We start from the raw sequence: 15,900 nt of genomic DNA on the forward strand, positions 1-15,900 counted from the left end.
ACCTAAACCCAAGGCAAGCCAGAGCTGCGGCCCGGGGTGCGATTATTCGAGCCTCAGATGAGATGGCTCAGGGAGACAGCGCCAGGGGAGGGCGGGCATGGCATTCAGAGTGATTCAATGGGCGACCGGTGCGATGGGGCGCACCGCGCTGCGGCGGATCATCGACGATCCTGCGCTCGCATTGGCGGGCGTGCACGTCTATTCGGCGGCCAAGGCGGGCAAGGATGCCGGCGAGATCGCGCGACGACCGCTGACCGGTGTGGTGGCGACGCACGACCTTGCCGAAACGCTGGCGACACCCGCCGATGTCGTGATCCACACGCCGCGCATCACCTTGCCCTATGACGCGCTGGTCCCGCATGTCGAGGCGCTGCTGCGATCTGGCAAGAACGTCATTTCCACCGCAGGATTCCACTGGCCTGCAGCCCAGGGACCAGATTATGCCGATCGTCTGCATCTCGCCGCGCTCGAAGGAGGGGCAACGCTGGCCGGCGTGGGTGTCAGCCCCGGGATGATCGTCGAGCGGATCGCACTCGCCGCGACCGCGATGTCGGTCGAGGTCGAGCATATCAAGGTCAGCGAAACGGTCGATGCCTCGGCCATGGCGAGTGCGGCCTTCGTGTTCGAGCTGATGGGGCTGGGCAGCGATCCTGCGGTGCGCGATATCCGCACCGGGCCGCTGGCCGAACTGTATCGCGCGCTCTTCTCCGAAGTGCTGGTCTTTGCCGGGCACCAGATGGGCACCAAGGTTGCACGAATCGAACCCGATCATCAGCTCACGCTGGCCCCGGCGGATATCGTCATTCCGGCAGGTACGATCCCCGAGGGAACGGTCGCCGCGACCGAATGGCGCTGGACCGCGCATTACGCGTGCGGCGCGCGCTTCACCCTGTCGATCCTTTGGACCGCCGATCCCGCACTGCACGAAGGCGGACGCGGGCATTGGGACGTTCGGATCGAGGGGCGGCCCAATATCCATCTGACCATGGACATTACCGAATCCGATCCGAACGCGCCGCCCTCGCGTGCGCTGACCGATGCGACCGTGGCGGTGGCGATCAATGCCATCCCCGCCGTGATCGCCGCGCCGCCCGGCCTGTTTGCCTTTCAGCCGCCGAGCACGTGGAGGGCCCCGGCATGAGCGAGGCCTATCTGCACGTTGCACTGCGCACCCCACGCGGCAAGGCGCGGCCCGATGGCGGACTCGCTGGGGAAACACCGCACGGGCTGGTCGCGCATCTGGTCGATGCGATGGAGGCGCGCGGGGCCGATCCGCGCGGGCGCGCCGAACGCATGACGCTGGGCTGTGTCGGCCAGGTCGGTGCGCAGGGCGGGCATATCGCGCTGATCGCCAAGCTCAAGGCCGATCTGCCCGATGGGGTGGCGGTGCATACGCTCAACAATTTCTGCGCCTCGGGCCTGTCGGCGGTGGGTGCGGCGGCGGCAGCGGTCGCCTCTGGCCAGGCGCAATGGGCGCTGGGCGGCGGGGTCGAGATGCTGTCGAAGGTCGCCTTCATGGCCGACAAGGCGGATTATTACACCGCCACCGACATGCCGCCTGACCGGCGCTACATGCAGGTTGCGCTCGCCGCCGATCTGCTCGCCGAGAAGGAGGGGATCACGCGGGACGAGCTGGATGCGGTCGCGCTGGTTTCGCAAACGCGCGCCGCAGCGGCAGAGGATAGGCCTGGCCTGATCGCGTCGCGCATCGCAGTGGCTGGGCTGGACCATGAGGAAGCGGTGCGGCCGATGACGCTCGAGCGGTTGCAATCGCTGCCGCCGGCCTTTCCGCCGCTCGCCGAGGCCTATCGCTCGATCTTGGGAGATCGTCAGATCGACCATCGTCACACGGTCGCGCATGCGCCGCCGATGACCGACGGCGCGGCACTGGCGTTGATCGGCCCGCGCCAGGGGGCCATTGCGCGGATCGTCGCACATGTGGAAGTCGGCGGCGATCCGTGGGATTCGCTGACCGCCGGTTTTGCTGCCATGGACAAGGTGCTCGAAAAGGCCGGGATGAGGCTCGCCGATATGGACCGGATCGAGTTCATGGAGGCCTTTGCCGTCACGCACGCCAAATTTCTGCGCGACCGCGCGCCCGATCCGGACAAGGTGAACGTCAGCGGCGGCCATGTCGCCAAGGGCCATCCCATGGGTGCGACCGGTGGCATCTTGCTGTCGACCCTGATCGACGCATTGGTCGAGTGCGGCGGCACATTGGGCCTGGTCGTGGCGACCGGGGCGCAGGGCGTGGGCGTGGCAACCATATTGGAGCGTATCTGAATGATGATCGACAAACTGCGCCTGCCGGTGGTGGCCGCGCCGATGTTTCTGGTGTCCGGCCCCGAAATGGTGATCGCTGCGGCGCAGTCCGGCATCATCGGGGCTTTCCCCACGCCCAACTGTCGCACGGTAGCGGACCTCGATGCATGGATGACGCGCATTGTGGCCGAGACGCAGGGTGCGCCGGGGCTCTGGGCGGCGAACCTCGTCACGCACAGCAGCAACCAGCGCCTTGCCGATGACCTTGCGCTGATCGCCAAGCACAAGCCGCCGATCGTCATCACTGCGCTCGGCAGCCCGGCTCCGGCGGTGGAGACCGTGCACGGCTATGGCGGCATCGTGCTGGCGGACGTGATCTCGGTCGCATTGGGGCGCAAGGCGGCGGCGGCAGGCGCGGACGGGCTGGTCTGCGTGTCGGCCGGGGCGGGCGGGCATACCGGCTTTCTGTCGCCCTTCGCGTTTATCACCGCGCTGCGCGCAGAGTTCGACGGCATCATCTGCGTCGGCGGTGGCATTGCCGATGGCGCGGCGCTGGCGGGGGCGATCGCCGCCGGGGCGGACCTTGTCTATATGGGCACGCGCTTCCTCGCGGCAGAAGAGAGCATGGCAATACCGGGCTATAAACAGATGGTCGTCGACAGCGGAATCGAGGATCTGGTGGTCAGTCCGGCGATCACCGGCACGCCGGCGTCCTGGCTTATCCCCTCGCTGGTCGCCTGCGGTTACGACCCCAGGGACCTCGGCAAGCCTGCGACTCGCGATTATGGCGGCGATCCGCACGCCAAGTGGAAGGATCTCTGGGCGGCAGGGCAGGGCGTCGGCACCGTTCGTGCGGTCGAACCTGTCGCGCAAATCGTCGACGAGATCGAGACAGGCTTTCGTGCCGCAGCGCAGCGGCTGGGCCAATGCGCCGGAGCGCGCTGACCGCAGCCCTGCTCAGCCACGCTTCGGCGGCATCGGAATGAAGCCCGAGGTACGCGCGACATAATCGGCATATCCTTCGCGCGTTTTCGCCAGCCGCTTCTCGACGGTCGGCGCGCCCGACCATTTCATCAGCGTCCAGGTGAGCAGCACAGGGCCGATGATGGCGGCAAGGCCCGTCGAGGTTTCCGCCGCGATCAGCCACAGGCCCCACCATGTCGTCGAATCGCCAAAATAATTGGGGTGGCGGGTATAGCGCCACAGGCCGCTGGTCATCAGCTTGCCCTGGTTCTCGGGCTTCGCCTTGAACGCGACGAGCTGCGCATCGCCGATGGTCTCGAACGCAATGCCGAACAGCGCGATGGCAGCCCCAATCATGCCCAGCGTTCCGACCGGCGGCAGGGCATCAATCTGGCCCAATTGCACCGGCAGGCACACGACAAACAGCAGCGGGGCTTGCGTCGCGAAAACCAGCTGGCCCGATGCGCGAGCAAAGCTCCAGCCCTTGTGCTGCTGCGCCTTGCCGAGCAGCGCCGAATAGCGCCGGTCGGGGCCATGGCTGCGCCAGCGCCACAGCATGAACGTGCCCAGCCGCGCCGCCCACAGGCCGCAAATCGCCAGCAGCATCAGCATCCGCGTCGGATCGCCTTCGGCCTGGACATAGGTGGAAGCTGCCATCACCAGCATGCCCCAGGCCCAGAAGCTGTCCACCGGGGTAACGTCGCGCGTCCCCAGACAGATCAGCCAGAGCGCGACAAAGCACGCGGCGAGCACAGCCGCATTGATCGCGAGAATCGTCAGCATCCCGTTTCCTCCCAGTTTTGTGAATTATTCCAGCGTTCTAGCCGGTAATCGCGACGCCTTCGTCCGGCGGATCGGCAAACACCCGCTCGACCCAATCGCGCCGTCCGTCGAGTACCGCGCGGCGGTTGATCGTGCCCTTGTCCGACAGTTCGTGCGCGCCCGGATTGGGCGGGGTATCGAACAGCGCGACCCGGCGGATCACCGCGCCGCCGCGCGCCTCGCGATTATAGCCGCGCACCGCCTCGGCCACCGCATCGAGCGTTGCGCCCGGCTTGGGCCAGCCAAGCATCGCCAGATAGGGCCTGCCGTCATCGGCCAGCACCAGATCGGCGATAAGACCGTTACAGGCCTTGAGCAGCTTCTCGCGCACTGCGCCGCCATAGACCCAGTTGCCATTGGCGAGCTTGAACTCCTCGGCCAGCCGCCCGGCAAAGGCGAGGCCCTGACCGTATTCGCTTTCGTCATGGAACACCGCGACATCGCCGGTGCGGTAATAGCCCTCGTCGTCGAACGCGGCGGCGGTCTTGTCGGGCTCGTCCAGATAGCCTTTCATGACGTTCGGCCCGGCGAGCCGCACCTCGTAGCGCCCGTCGCAGGGTACGAGCTTCAATGACAGGCCCGGTGCGGGCAGGCCGATGCCGACGCGGGTCGCGGGGAAATGGATCGCCATGCAGCCCGAGACGGTCTCGGTCATGCCATAGCCGGTGGTCATGTGGATGCGGTGCCCGGTTTCGGCAATCGCCAGCTCCTGCAGGCGGTCATAGACCGGCTGGGGAAGCCCTGCGCCGCCGTAAAGCATCAGCCGCATCTTGGCGAAGAAGCGTGCGCGCAGCTCGGCATCGTGCTCCATCGCCTCGACCAGCATCGCATAGCCGGTGGGGACATTGTTGAAATAGGCGACCGAAATCTCGCGCAGATTGGCGATGGTCTGGTCGAAAAGGCCGGGCAGCGGCTTGCCCGCGTCGATATGCAGCGTGCCACCCTCCAGCAGGCAGGTGCGCATGACGGAAGCGCCTGCGGCATGGTGCCAGGGCAGCCAGTCGAGCATCACATCGTCCCAGCCCGCGGCCTTGCCGATCATGTCCAGCCCCTGCGCCCCGCACGCGGCGAGCGCAGTCAACGAATGCGGCACGATCTTGGGCAGGCCGGTCGAGCCGGAGGTGAGCATGTAGATCGCGGGTGCAGCTGGATCGACCGCAGCGATGGCCTCGTTTGCAAATGCACCGGGGCCGGTGGAGATCACATCGGCATAGGCGGTGGCATCGGCAAAGGGGCTGGGGTCGCTGCTGACGATGCGCGCGTTCGGCGCAGTCGCAGCCAGCGCGGCGGCGATGGCCGGGTGTGGCTCGGCCAGGATCACCTGCGGATCGGTGCGCGCGACGACGTGCCTCAGCCGTGCATGATCGCCGCCGGCGAGGCCATAGGCAATGCTCACGGGCACGATGATCATCCCCGCCGCCCAGGCGGCAAAGGTCATGACCGCGACCGGCAGGCTGTTTTCCGCGATGATCAGCAGCCGTGTTCCGCGCGGGAAATTCTCGGCCAGCCAGCGGGTCGCGCCGTCCATATCGCGCTTGACTTGCGTATAGCTGCGATAGGCCCATTGCCCGTCGGCCGCGCGCCAGCCGATCGCCGGAGCATCGCCCTTGAGCTTTGCCCGCTCGGCAAACGCGCGCGGTATGTTCGCGTCGAAGGCGCGCAGCGGCACGCGGCTCTTGAGGATGATCGTGCCATCGGCGCGCCGCTCGACATCGAGGTCGACGGGCATGAACTCCGCCTCGCGGAACGGGGCATCGGCCAGCATCGTCATCGTCATGCTGCAGGCCGGTCGATCAGTTCCTTGACCTGGGCAGGATAGGGCTTGCCCGCCTTGATCGCATCGACCGTGCCGCGATCGAGATAATCGCGCCAGCCGATGATCTTGTCGCCCTGATATTCGATGATCCCGGCATAGGGCGCGGCGACGCGGACGCCATCGGTGGTGACATATTCGTCCACGCCCTCGACGAACAGCCGGTCGGCGGTTTCGGCATGCGCGAAGATGCGCCAGTTGACCTCGGCGATGGTCGATCCGAAGCGCTCGATGAACGCACGCGCCTCTGCCTTGCCGCGCGCAGGGGGAGCGATCGCGGCGGCATAATGCCAGACGACATCGTCGTGCAGCATGGCGAGCACGGCGTCGGCATCCTTGCGGGTCCAGGCGGCGATCAGTTGTTTGAACTGGTTGAAACGGGTATCGCTCATGCGGCCTGCTCCACGATGAAACTGACGGTGGTGGTAGTCGATCCGCCGATGTTGAGCGTCTGCACGCGGCGTGCACCCTCGACCTGATTGTCCGCCGCCTGGCCGGTGACCTGACGGTGCGCGTCGAGCAGCATTCGCACACCCGTAGCCCCCACCGGATGGCCGAGCCCGATCAGCCCGCCCGACGGATTGATCGGCAGCTTGCCGCCGATCTCGATATCGCCAGCTTCGACCGCTTTCCACGCCTCGCCGGGGGCCGTCAGGCCGAGATGGTCGATCGCCATGTATTCGGTCATCGCGAAGCAATCGTGCGTCTCGACCGCATCGATTGCCTCGATGCTCGAGACACCGGCGCGGGCGCGCGCATCGTCGATCGCGCGCTTGACCTGGGGGAAGACGTAAGGACTATCGCCTGCCATCCGCCGCTTGTCGCGATAGCCGAGTGCGGCGGACCGGTGCCCCCAGCCGGCGATGCGCGACAGCTGCTCCATCGGAATGCCGCGCTTCGCCGCATATTCGCGGGCACGGCTTTCGGACGCGAGAAAGACGACCGCCGCGCCGTCGGTCACCTGGCCGCAATCGTTCTTGCGGGTGCGGCCTTCGACGACCGGATTGGCCTCGTCATCCTCGGTAAAGCTCTTCGGGCCGAATTGCCATTGCCGGGTCTGCGCGGCGGGATTGCGCCTGCCATTGGCGAAATTGATCTCCGCAATGCGCCCCAGATGGTCGTAGTTCAGGCCGTAAAGCGCATCATATTCCTCGGCCAGGTCGGAAAAGGCGCGAGGCCAGAGGAACTGCGCATCGCCAAACTCGCGGCCCTGATAGGCGGCAGCGCCCAGATTTTCCGCCGCCTTCTGTCCCGGCACGTTGCGCATCATCTCTATGCCAACGACACAGGCGAGGTCATAACGTCCCGCCTCGATCTCCGCCGCTGCGGCGAGCACCGATACGCTGCCTGATGCGCAGGCTGCTTCGTGGCGCGAGGTGGGCAGACCGTCGAGCGCCGGGTCGACATAGGCAAAGAAGCCGCCGAGCAGGCCCTGGCCGGCGAACAGGTCGCCAACGAAATTGCCGACATGGCCGCTTTCGATCTCGTCGGCATCGAGCCGTGTCGCGTCGAGTCCCTGACGGACCGTCTCGACGAACCCGTCGCCTATCGAAAGTCCCTCGCGCGCCCAGTTGCGCGCAAAATCGCTCTGGTATCCGCCCAGCACATAAACCATCACGCCTCTCCTGCTTTGATGGTATGCTTATACAAGCTTGATCCATCGCGCAACCGGGGACGTGACGGTCATATGCCGCGAGAATCAGCTCTCGTCGTCATGCTCCTCGTCGCCGGGATAGGGCTTGGACTTGAGCAGCTTGGCGAGATGCGCGGTGTTGGCGGCGAGCATTCGCGCGGTTTCGAACGTCGCTTCAGGCGTCTCGTCGAGGTCCTGGAAATCGGTGCTGCCCATCGCCTCGCCGACCCAGTAGCAGGCGGCGCCTGCCGGAATGGTGAAGCCGACATCGTTCAGCGCCTGGAACAGGTCGGCCGAAATGCGGTGCGCGCCGTCCTCGTTGCCGACGATCGCCGCGACCGCGAGCTTGGAAAAGCTCGGCATCCGGCCCGTCTCGTCGGTTTCGCTCATGAACGCGTCCATCCGTTCAAGCACGCGCTTGGCGATGCTCGACATCTGACCCATCCAGATCGGCGTGCCGAAGATCAGGATATCGGCGGCGAGGATGCGCTCGCGCAGATCGGGCCATTCGTCGCCATCGCCCTCGTCCGAGCTTACTCCGGGCAGCACGTTGTAGTCGGCGATGCGGATCGTCTCGGTAAGCTCGACTTCGTGCTTGGCGAGCTGCTCGGCAATCAGGTCGATCATCGCATCGGTCGACGAACTCTCCTTGCCCGAGCGCTTGAGGGTACAGTTGATCGCGACGGCTTTGAGGGTCATGGGGCTTCATCCTTGTGTCCGGGGGTTCGCAAGGACTTACGAACCGGACGGGACGAGGTTGCGCCTCAATTCCGACCAGGTTTCACCGCTGGAAGGTGAGCCTTCCCCGCCGCTCCATGAAGCGCCAGCCGCTGTCGGTTGCCACGAATCGGTCGTCGAAGGATCCGACAAGGGGCGGGCCATCGCCGGTGAACAGCAATATTGCACAATGGCCGCGTGCATGCCCTGCATCGTCGACATCGATCACGACATTGCTGCAGAAATGCCGGGTGATGCGCGGCGGCCTTGCCTTGAACGCGGCGAGTATGGCCTGGCTTCCTCGAATTTCCACGTCCGGCGCTGTGGGGCGGGTCATCAGACCATCGGGATGATAGAGCGCTGCAATCTCTTCCCAGCGGTGCTGGTCGTTGAGATTGGCATACAGTGCGATCAGCCGGGTGCATTCCCATTCGATCGCCCGGCGTTCGGCGGAAATCACAGCCGTGACCCTGCCAGATCGGCGCCTTCACGAAGGGCCTTCAGCTTCTTGGCGGTGACCAGCGGGTCGATCTTGCCATAGCCCGCGAACGTGCCGAAGCCGCAATCGGTACTGGCAATCACCCGGTCTGCGCCGACAATCCCGGCAAAGCGCTCCAACCGCTGCGCGATCAGCTCGGGATGCTCGACATAGTTGGAACAGGTGTCGATCACGCCCGGAGCAAGCACCTTGTCGTCAGCTATGGTGGCATCGCGCCATACCGTCCATTCATGTTCGTGGCGGGGATTGGCGCCCTCGAACAGCACCGTGCCGGGGCGTGCGGAGAGCACGATATCGATAACGCGCTCGAGCGGAATGTCGTGATCGTGCGGGCCTTCGTAATTGCCCCAGCAGAGGTGCATGCGCATCCGTTCGGGCGGGATGTTTGCGGTGGCCGCATTGAGCGCCTCGACATTGGCGGTGGCGACCTTGAGAAATTCGTCCTCGCTCAGGTCCTGATAGCCGGTATGCCGCGACATCGCGAGATCGGGACAGTCGAGCTGGAGGTCGAACCCGGCAGCGACGATGGTCTCGTACTCCTCGCGCATCGCATCGGCGAGATCAGCGAGATAGGCCTCGTGGCTGGGATAATGCCGGTTGACCTGAAACGCAGTGATGAGGCCTGGAGAGGCGGCATTCATGAAGCCTCGCGCTCCGCTGCCATGCGCATCCATCGCGGCGCGGAAACGGCGGATATCGTCGTGCAGCGGCTCGAGCGTCACCAGCCGGACCGGTCCGATGCACGAGGCGCGGACGAACTCCTGGCTACCCATGATCGCCGAAAGCTTCTTCGCCAGATCGGGCACTTCGGCCAGGTCTGCTGCGGGCTTGCGATCGATATGCCCGCCAAAGCCCGAGAGCCGCTCGATCATGTAGGTCGAATAGCCGACCTTGCCCATCTCGCCATCGCTGACGATATCGACCCCGCAGTCGCGCTGGAAGGCAACCGATCGGTCGACGGCATCGGCCACGGCCGCATCAAAGGCTGCAGGATCATAAGGTTTGCCGGCATCACGCGCCAGTAGCAGTTCGGTCAGTTCAGGGCCGCGCGGCATCGATCCGACATGGGTGGTGGCGATTGTGGTCATGGGTCCCCTCCGTGCTGCGCCACAGCGTGGCTATGCGCTCGTGACGACACGATCTGGCACAGCCGATCGCCCATTCCAACCATTAATGGATCCAATAACAGATTTCGGGTGCAAGCTTCAGTGCGCTCGACCCTGACAGGCAGGCGGATGCTTGGCCGTCCGGCGAATTCAGTCGAGGCCGAAACTGGTATCGATTATGCGTGCTGCCAGCCGGTTGCCCGCTTCGTCACCATCAGGAGCAACAACCGCTGGTGCCGGTGCCGAAAGGCGGTAGGTCATCTCGCCATCGGCAAGTCGGCGCTCGGCCTGTCCGCCCAGCATTTGCGGGACGATGCGCATGAGAAGCTTGGTCCCGAAACCTTCGTCGGCCTGGCTGTCATGCGCCTGCGAGAGCTTCAGCCCGCTCTCGCGCCAGATGAACTCGAACAAGCCGTCGCGAACATCCCACGTCACTTCCAGCGCCGCGTAGTCCGATGCGCCGAGGCCATATTTCTGGGTGTTGGTGGCGAGTTCGTACAATGCGAGGCTGATCTGCTGCGCGGCGACCGGATCGATCCGCAGCGATGGTCCCGAAATGCCGACCCGTTCACCATAGGTGCTCTTGAGGATTGCAAGGCCGGTGTCTGCAATCTCGGTGAGGTCGGCAGAGGAGCGATCGCTTCGGGCTATCGACCGAGTGGTGTCGGCCAACGCCCGTACGCGCCCCAGAAAGGCTTCCAGAAACGCCTGGATGCTTTCGGCCCCGCGCGCCGATTGCGTCGCCAGCGAATGCACGACGGCCAGCAGATTGCCGCTGCGGTGCACCGCTTCGCGTGCCTGCACCGCGAGTGCCGCGGTCGCCTTTTCCAGCTCGCGGGTGCGTTCCTGCACCTGTCGGTCCAGCGAGGCCAATGTGGCCTTGTGCGCGGCGACCTCTTCGCCAAGCTGGCGATTGGCTGCCGCGAGCGCGGCGGGTGACGGCAGGCGGATGATGTCCGGGATCAACCGGAACAGCACAACCGCCGTGGTCATCGACACCAGGCCCGTCGCCAGCTTCACCCATCCCGTCCACGGATAGATCGGAAACCACAAGGTGACGATCCCGAGCAGATGGGTGAGGCCGCACAGCAGGATGAACGAGGCGAACAGCGTCACCAGGCCGCCATGCGGCACCTCGGTGCGCTGTCGCAGCACCCGCAGCAGCGCGATGGGAATGGCAGTGTAGGACAGGAAGATCAGCAGGTCTGATCCCGCCCAGAGCAGCACCAGCCAGGGCTCCCACAGCAGGCACATGCCGTGCGGCATGTAGCCGCCATAGTCCATGCTGTGCTCCATGCCGCCTGCTCCTGCCCGCTATCGCTTCAAGTCATGGGGCAGCACGCATTACTGCTTCCCCGGGATCATCCTTATCCGGCCAGGCCCGGTTGTGATAGCCCGGCCCGGCAAAGCAACGGCATGGCTTGCGACAAATCGATGCACAGGATCCGACGAACCTTCGCAACCGGCCGGATGCCGGTCATGCTTCACGAACCGGCTTGAACACCCGATCGGGCTGGTCTCCGACGGAACGGATCGCCCGTTGCCGAGTTGGACCGGTACGTTCTCCATCATCTGCCGGACACCCTGATGCGCCAAGCCCTTTTGCGACCGCCCTTTGCCTGAGCAACCCAGCCCATGACCCATGCCGAGCAGGCGCGGCTGGATGCTGCGCGCGTTGCCGCTGCCATCGACGGCACCGACGCCAATACCGATCCGTTCATTGCCGCCGTGCGTGCCACGCGCATGCCGATGGTCATCACCGATCCCAGGCAGCCGGACAACCCGATCGTCTTTGTCAACGACGCCTTTTGTGCGCTGTCGGGTTATACGCGCAGCGAGATCGTGGGACGCAATTGCCGCTTTCTCCAAGGCCCGGATACCGATCGCGATGCCGTGGCGCTGCTGCGCCAGGCGCTGCAAGCGCGCCGACCGATCGAGATGGATCTGCTGAACTATAGAAAGGATGGCGAGACCTTCTGGAACCGTCTGCTTATCGCACCGGTTCGCGATGCCACCGGCGATCTGGCCTATTTCTTCGCCAGCCAGCTCGATGTCACGCTGGAACGCGAGCGGCTGGCCAATCTGGAGAGCAGCAATGCAGCTCTGGTGTCCGAACTGGCGGGGCGTCTGCGCGAACAGAAGGCCAGCGAGGCCGAGTTGCGCTTCACGCTTGAGGCTGGGCGGTTTGGGGCGTGGAGCCTCACCCTTCCAGGCATGGAGCTGGAGACATCGCCGACCTGCCGAGCCAATTTCGGACACCGGGGGGACCAGCCACTCAGCTTCCAGGCGTTGCTGGAATCGGTCCATCCGGACGATCGCGAGGCGGTGCGTGATAGCCTGGCAGCCAGCATCGCGCGCCGATCCGATTGCGATATCGAATGCAAGGTGCAGACGCAGCACGGCGAGATCCGATGGGTCGCGCTGCGCGGACGCCCGTCGTTCCTGCCCGACGGCAAGCCCGCGAAGCTGACCGGCATCTCGCTCGACATTACCGAAAGGGTGCGCGCAGAGCGGATGCGTCAGGGCCTGATTGCGCTGGCGGACGCGTTTCGCGACCTCGGCAATGCCGCCGACATCTCGTTTGCCGCAGCACAGATTCTGGGCCAGACGCTGGACGTCGATCGCGCTGGCTACGGCACGGTTGATCCGGTCGCTGAAACGATCACGATCGAAAAGGACTGGAACGCGCCGGGTGTTGCCAGTCTCGCTGGCACCCTGAACTTCCGGGACTATGGCAGCTATATCGACGACCTGGTGCGTGGCGAGACGGTGTGGTTCGAGAATGCCGAAACCGATCCGCGTACAATCGCTACAGCCGAGGCACTGAAGGTGATCACCGCGCAGGCGGTGGTCAACATGCCGGTGATGGAGCATGGCGTGATGGTCGCGCTCTTCTATCTGAACCACGGCACGCAGCGTGTCTGGCGCGAGGACGAGATCGATTTCGTGCGCGAAGTTGCTGATCGTACGCGCATCGCCGTCGAACGACGCCGTGCGGAACTCGCCTTGCGGATTGCCAACGAGCGGCTGACCTTTCTCGATTCGGTCGGTCGTGCTGCCACTGATGCACGCGATGCGGACGCGGTCATGGCGATCACGACACGCATGGTCGGGGAGTATATGGACGTCACCAGCTGTGCCTATGCCGACATGGATGCGGACCAGGACGGCTTCACCATTCGCGGTGACTGGGCAGCGCCGGGATCGGGGAGCATCATGGGCCGTTACCGGCTAGCGTTGTTCGGCAGGCGCGCAGTTGAAGACCTGCGTGCCGGCCGGCCCCTCATCGTCAAGGATATTGCCGCAGAACTGGATCCTGACGAGGCCGCCGCCTTTCTGGACATCGGTATCGGGGCGACGATCTGCATTCCGCTGCTGCGCGAAGGCCAGCTGGTCGCGCTCATGGCCGTCCACGACCGGGGCCCGCACGCCTGGACCGCCGAGGAACTGGCCCTGATTCGCGAGGTGACCGACCGTTCCTGGGCGCATATCGAGCGCGCCCGCGCCGAAGCCGAGTTGCGCGATCTCAATGTGACGCTCGAAGCGCGGGTGGAAGAGCGCACCGGGCAGCTGCTCAAGACCGAAGATGCGCTTCGCCAGGCCCAGAAGATGGAAGCGGTGGGCCAGCTGACCGGCGGTCTGGCGCACGATTTCAACAATCTGCTCGCAGCAATCGGCGGCAGCCTCGAAATGATGCAGGCGCGGATCGCGCAGGGCAGGGTCGACACGCTGGACCGCTATGCACATGCTGCGCAAGGGGCGGTCAAGCGGGCGGCAGCACTGACCCACCGGCTGCTTGCCTTTTCGCGACGTCAGACGCTCGATCCCAAGCCCGTCGATGTCAATCGGCTGGTTTCGGGCATGGAAGAGCTGGTGCGCCGCACCGTCGGTCCACAGGTGCAGCTAGAGATTGTCGAGGCCAGCAGCCTGTGGACCACTTCCATCGACGCGCATCAGCTGGAAAACGCCCTGCTCAACCTTTGCATCAATGCACGCGATGCGATGCCCCAAGGCGGGCGCCTCACGATCGAGACCGCGAACAAGTGGTTCGATGATCGTTCGGCCACCGAGCAGGACCTCAAGCCCGGCCAGTATATCTCGCTGTGCGTGACCGATACCGGGACCGGAATGAGCCAGGATGTGATCGCCAAGGCATTCGACCCGTTCTTCACCACCAAGCCGCTGGGCCACGGCACGGGGCTTGGTCTCTCGATGATCTATGGCTTTGTCCGTCAGTCCGGCGGACAGGTGCGGATCTATTCGGAACTGGGTCAAGGCACGACCATGTGTCTGTATCTTCCCCGTCACCATGCGGCGCTGGAAGCCGATCCGGTCATGCCGGAAGCGCAAGCGGCGCTGCCTGCCAGCAAGGGTGAGGTGGTGCTGGTCATCGATGACGAGCCCACGGTGCGGATGCTGGTGGGGGAGGTTCTGGCCGAAGGAGGCTATACCACGATCGAGGCATCGGATGGCCCGTCGGGGCTGCGCGTCCTCAATTCCGATACGCGGATCGATCTGCTGATCACCGATGTCGGCTTGCCGGGAGGGCTCAACGGTCGCCAGGTCGCCGACGCCGCGCGCGTGGTCCGGCCCGATCTCAAGGTCCTGTTCATCACCGGCTATGCGGAAAATTCGACCATCCGCCAGGGGCAGCTTGATCGGGACATGTCCATCATGACCAAGCCCTTCCACCTTGACCTGCTCGCCCGCAAGATCAGCGAAATCCTGGGGGGCTGAGCCCGCAACCGGGCTATCCCGGTTATGCGAACATTTCCGTATCGATCGTGCGCTGCATGGCTTCGCTGTAGCGCGGGCCGTGGACGGTACGCTCGTTGATCAGCGCATCAATGCGCGCCGCCGCCTCGGCCGGGATGGTCCAGTCGGCACGCGCGATATTCTCTTCCAGATGCGCAATCGAGGCCGTTCCCGGGATGGCGACGACATGTTCGCCGCGAGACAACACCCAGGCCAGCGAGAGCTGGGCAGGCGTGACCTCCAGTTCGCTGGCTATCTCGCAGAATGCGTCGACCAGGGCGCGATTGGCAGGCCAGTTTTCCAAATTGAAGCGCGGCATCATACGGCGCAGGTCCTTATCGGTCAGCGCGCCCGCATCCTGCACGCCATTGGCAAGAACGCCGCGCGCGACCGGGGAGAAAGCGACAAAGGTCGTGCCGAGTTCTGCGCAGGCATCAAGCACCGCTATTTCGGGCTCGCGCGTCCACGGCGAATATTCGGTCTGCATCGCTGCGATCGGGTGCTCCTTCGCGGCGCGCCGCAGCGTCTCGGCGGACATTTCTGACAGGCCGATGCTGCCGATCTTGCCCTGTCTGATCAGGTCGGCCATCGCGCCTACCGATTCCTCGATCGGCACATCCCGGTCGCGGCGGTGCATGTAATAGAGGTCGACATGGTCGGTCTGCAGCCGGGCGAGCGATTCATCGATGCACCGACGGATGTTCTCCGGCCGGCAATTGACCCCGCGCTTTTCGCCCTCGATGACGATCCCCATCTTGGTGGCGAGGAAGAACTCCTGACGGCGCCCCTTGAGAGCCTCGCCGATCAGCGTCTCATTGTGACCCATGCCATAGATATTTGCGGTATCGAGATGGTCATAGCCCAGATCCAGCGCGCGATTGAGCAACGTGGTCGCATATTCGCGCGAGGGGAGAGTGCCATAACCCCAGCTGAGCGACATGCATCCCAGGCCGACCGCCTTGACGGGACGTTGATTGATGGAGCGTTTGGTCACGGGACGTGTTCCTGCAAAATGGGGGGGCGAGGGCCAATTCGGTGCTGCGCTCGCACAACTGATGCGGGCTGGTCAAGCCGCTGATTCGGTCGGCATGGACCGGGTCTCGCTGCCGGACGCGGCAACCGGCCCTGGCATCCTTGCATGCCGCTCCGCCCGATCATTGCGCAAGGCGCCGGGTGGCGGCTTGGCGCGCGGTGAGCGCTCGGTTAATAGACGGATAAAGAAGCGGATTTTGCTGCAGATCGATCTGGGAGGAAGCGGTGCACGTAAGGCTTCATCGCCCCTGTTTAGGCGGTCATTCGGAGCCTCGCGAAAGCCAAAAAGTCACGTGGC

At 64.8% G+C, this 15,900-nt stretch carries 13 protein-coding genes; 4 read left to right on the forward strand and 9 right to left on the reverse strand.

From position 1 onward, the window contains the following. Nucleotides 1-97 precede the first annotated feature (97 nt). From C7451_RS01430 to C7451_RS01440, 3 genes are read left to right on the forward strand one after another with little or no spacing between them, the layout of a single operon-like run. Nucleotides 98-1,141 carry an NAD(P)H-dependent amine dehydrogenase family protein gene (locus C7451_RS01430; protein WP_110297185.1) on the forward strand — a complete coding sequence of 348 codons (1,044 nt, stop codon included), beginning with the start codon at nucleotides 98-100 and terminating at the stop codon, nucleotides 1,139-1,141. Beyond that, on the forward strand, nucleotides 1,138-2,283 hold the full coding sequence (locus tag C7451_RS01435; RefSeq protein ID WP_167398390.1) for a thiolase family protein: 1,146 nt from the start codon (nucleotides 1,138-1,140) through the stop codon (nucleotides 2,281-2,283). The genes C7451_RS01430 and C7451_RS01435 overlap by 4 nt, the downstream gene beginning before the upstream one ends. Beyond that, nucleotides 2,284-3,207, forward strand: coding sequence for an NAD(P)H-dependent flavin oxidoreductase (locus C7451_RS01440; RefSeq protein ID WP_110297187.1), 924 nt, complete (start codon nucleotides 2,284-2,286; stop codon nucleotides 3,205-3,207). It begins immediately after the preceding gene. 12 nt (nucleotides 3,208-3,219) lie between these two features. Here the strand turns inward: C7451_RS01440 and C7451_RS01445 are convergent, their stop codons facing one another. The 8 genes from C7451_RS01445 to C7451_RS01480 all read right to left on the reverse strand — a co-directional run bounded on the left by C7451_RS01445 (nucleotide 3,220) and on the right by C7451_RS01480 (nucleotide 11,111). Next, the gene (locus C7451_RS01445) at nucleotides 3,220-4,008 is read right to left on the reverse strand and encodes a DUF1295 domain-containing protein (protein ID WP_110297188.1); all 789 of its coding nucleotides are present in this window, start codon (nucleotides 4,006-4,008) and stop codon (nucleotides 3,220-3,222) included. A 37-nt stretch (nucleotides 4,009-4,045) separates the two neighbouring features. Further along, a complete protein-coding gene (locus C7451_RS01450) occupies nucleotides 4,046-5,824 on the reverse strand; it encodes an AMP-binding protein (RefSeq protein WP_244181480.1) in 1,779 nt (592 codons plus the stop codon). Continuing rightward, nucleotides 5,821-6,252 carry a nuclear transport factor 2 family protein gene (locus C7451_RS01455; protein WP_110297190.1) on the reverse strand — a complete coding sequence of 144 codons (432 nt, stop codon included), beginning with the start codon at nucleotides 6,250-6,252 and terminating at the stop codon, nucleotides 5,821-5,823. The genes C7451_RS01450 and C7451_RS01455 overlap by 4 nt, the downstream gene beginning before the upstream one ends. After that, a complete protein-coding gene (locus C7451_RS01460; RefSeq protein WP_110297191.1) occupies nucleotides 6,249-7,475 on the reverse strand; it encodes an acetyl-CoA acetyltransferase in 1,227 nt (408 codons plus the stop codon). The genes C7451_RS01455 and C7451_RS01460 overlap by 4 nt, the downstream gene beginning before the upstream one ends. An 84-nt stretch (nucleotides 7,476-7,559) precedes the next feature. Further along, nucleotides 7,560-8,192, reverse strand: coding sequence for a flavodoxin family protein (locus C7451_RS01465; RefSeq protein ID WP_110297192.1), 633 nt, complete (start codon nucleotides 8,190-8,192; stop codon nucleotides 7,560-7,562). Between the two features lie 82 nt (nucleotides 8,193-8,274). Beyond that, nucleotides 8,275-8,670, reverse strand: a complete 396-nt coding sequence (locus C7451_RS01470) for a nuclear transport factor 2 family protein (protein ID WP_110297193.1) — start codon at nucleotides 8,668-8,670, stop codon at nucleotides 8,275-8,277. After that, nucleotides 8,667-9,797: a cobalamin-independent methionine synthase II family protein gene (locus C7451_RS01475; protein WP_110297194.1), complete on the reverse strand. Its 1,131-nt coding sequence runs from the start codon at nucleotides 9,795-9,797 to the stop codon at nucleotides 8,667-8,669. Before C7451_RS01475 ends, C7451_RS01470 begins: the two co-directional genes overlap by 4 nt. Nucleotides 9,798-9,965: 168 nt before the next feature. Then, a complete protein-coding gene (locus C7451_RS01480) occupies nucleotides 9,966-11,111 on the reverse strand; it encodes a sensor histidine kinase (protein ID WP_110297195.1) in 1,146 nt (381 codons plus the stop codon). A 339-nt stretch (nucleotides 11,112-11,450) separates the two neighbouring features. Here C7451_RS01480 and C7451_RS20155 point away from each other — a divergent pair, with 339 nt between their 5' ends. Beyond that, nucleotides 11,451-14,552 (forward strand): PAS domain S-box protein, encoded by a 3,102-nt coding sequence (locus C7451_RS20155; protein ID WP_146215267.1) that lies wholly within the window; start codon nucleotides 11,451-11,453, stop codon nucleotides 14,550-14,552. 22 nt (nucleotides 14,553-14,574) lie between these two features. Here the strand turns inward: C7451_RS20155 and C7451_RS01490 are convergent, their stop codons facing one another. Beyond that, nucleotides 14,575-15,564 carry an aldo/keto reductase gene (locus C7451_RS01490; protein ID WP_110297196.1) on the reverse strand — a complete coding sequence of 330 codons (990 nt, stop codon included), beginning with the start codon at nucleotides 15,562-15,564 and terminating at the stop codon, nucleotides 14,575-14,577. Nucleotides 15,565-15,900 lie beyond the last annotated feature (336 nt).

Origin of the sequence: Blastomonas natatoria, from assembly GCF_003201955.1 — a bacterium.
In the GTDB taxonomy this organism is placed as follows: domain Bacteria; phylum Pseudomonadota; class Alphaproteobacteria; order Sphingomonadales; family Sphingomonadaceae; genus Blastomonas; species Blastomonas natatoria.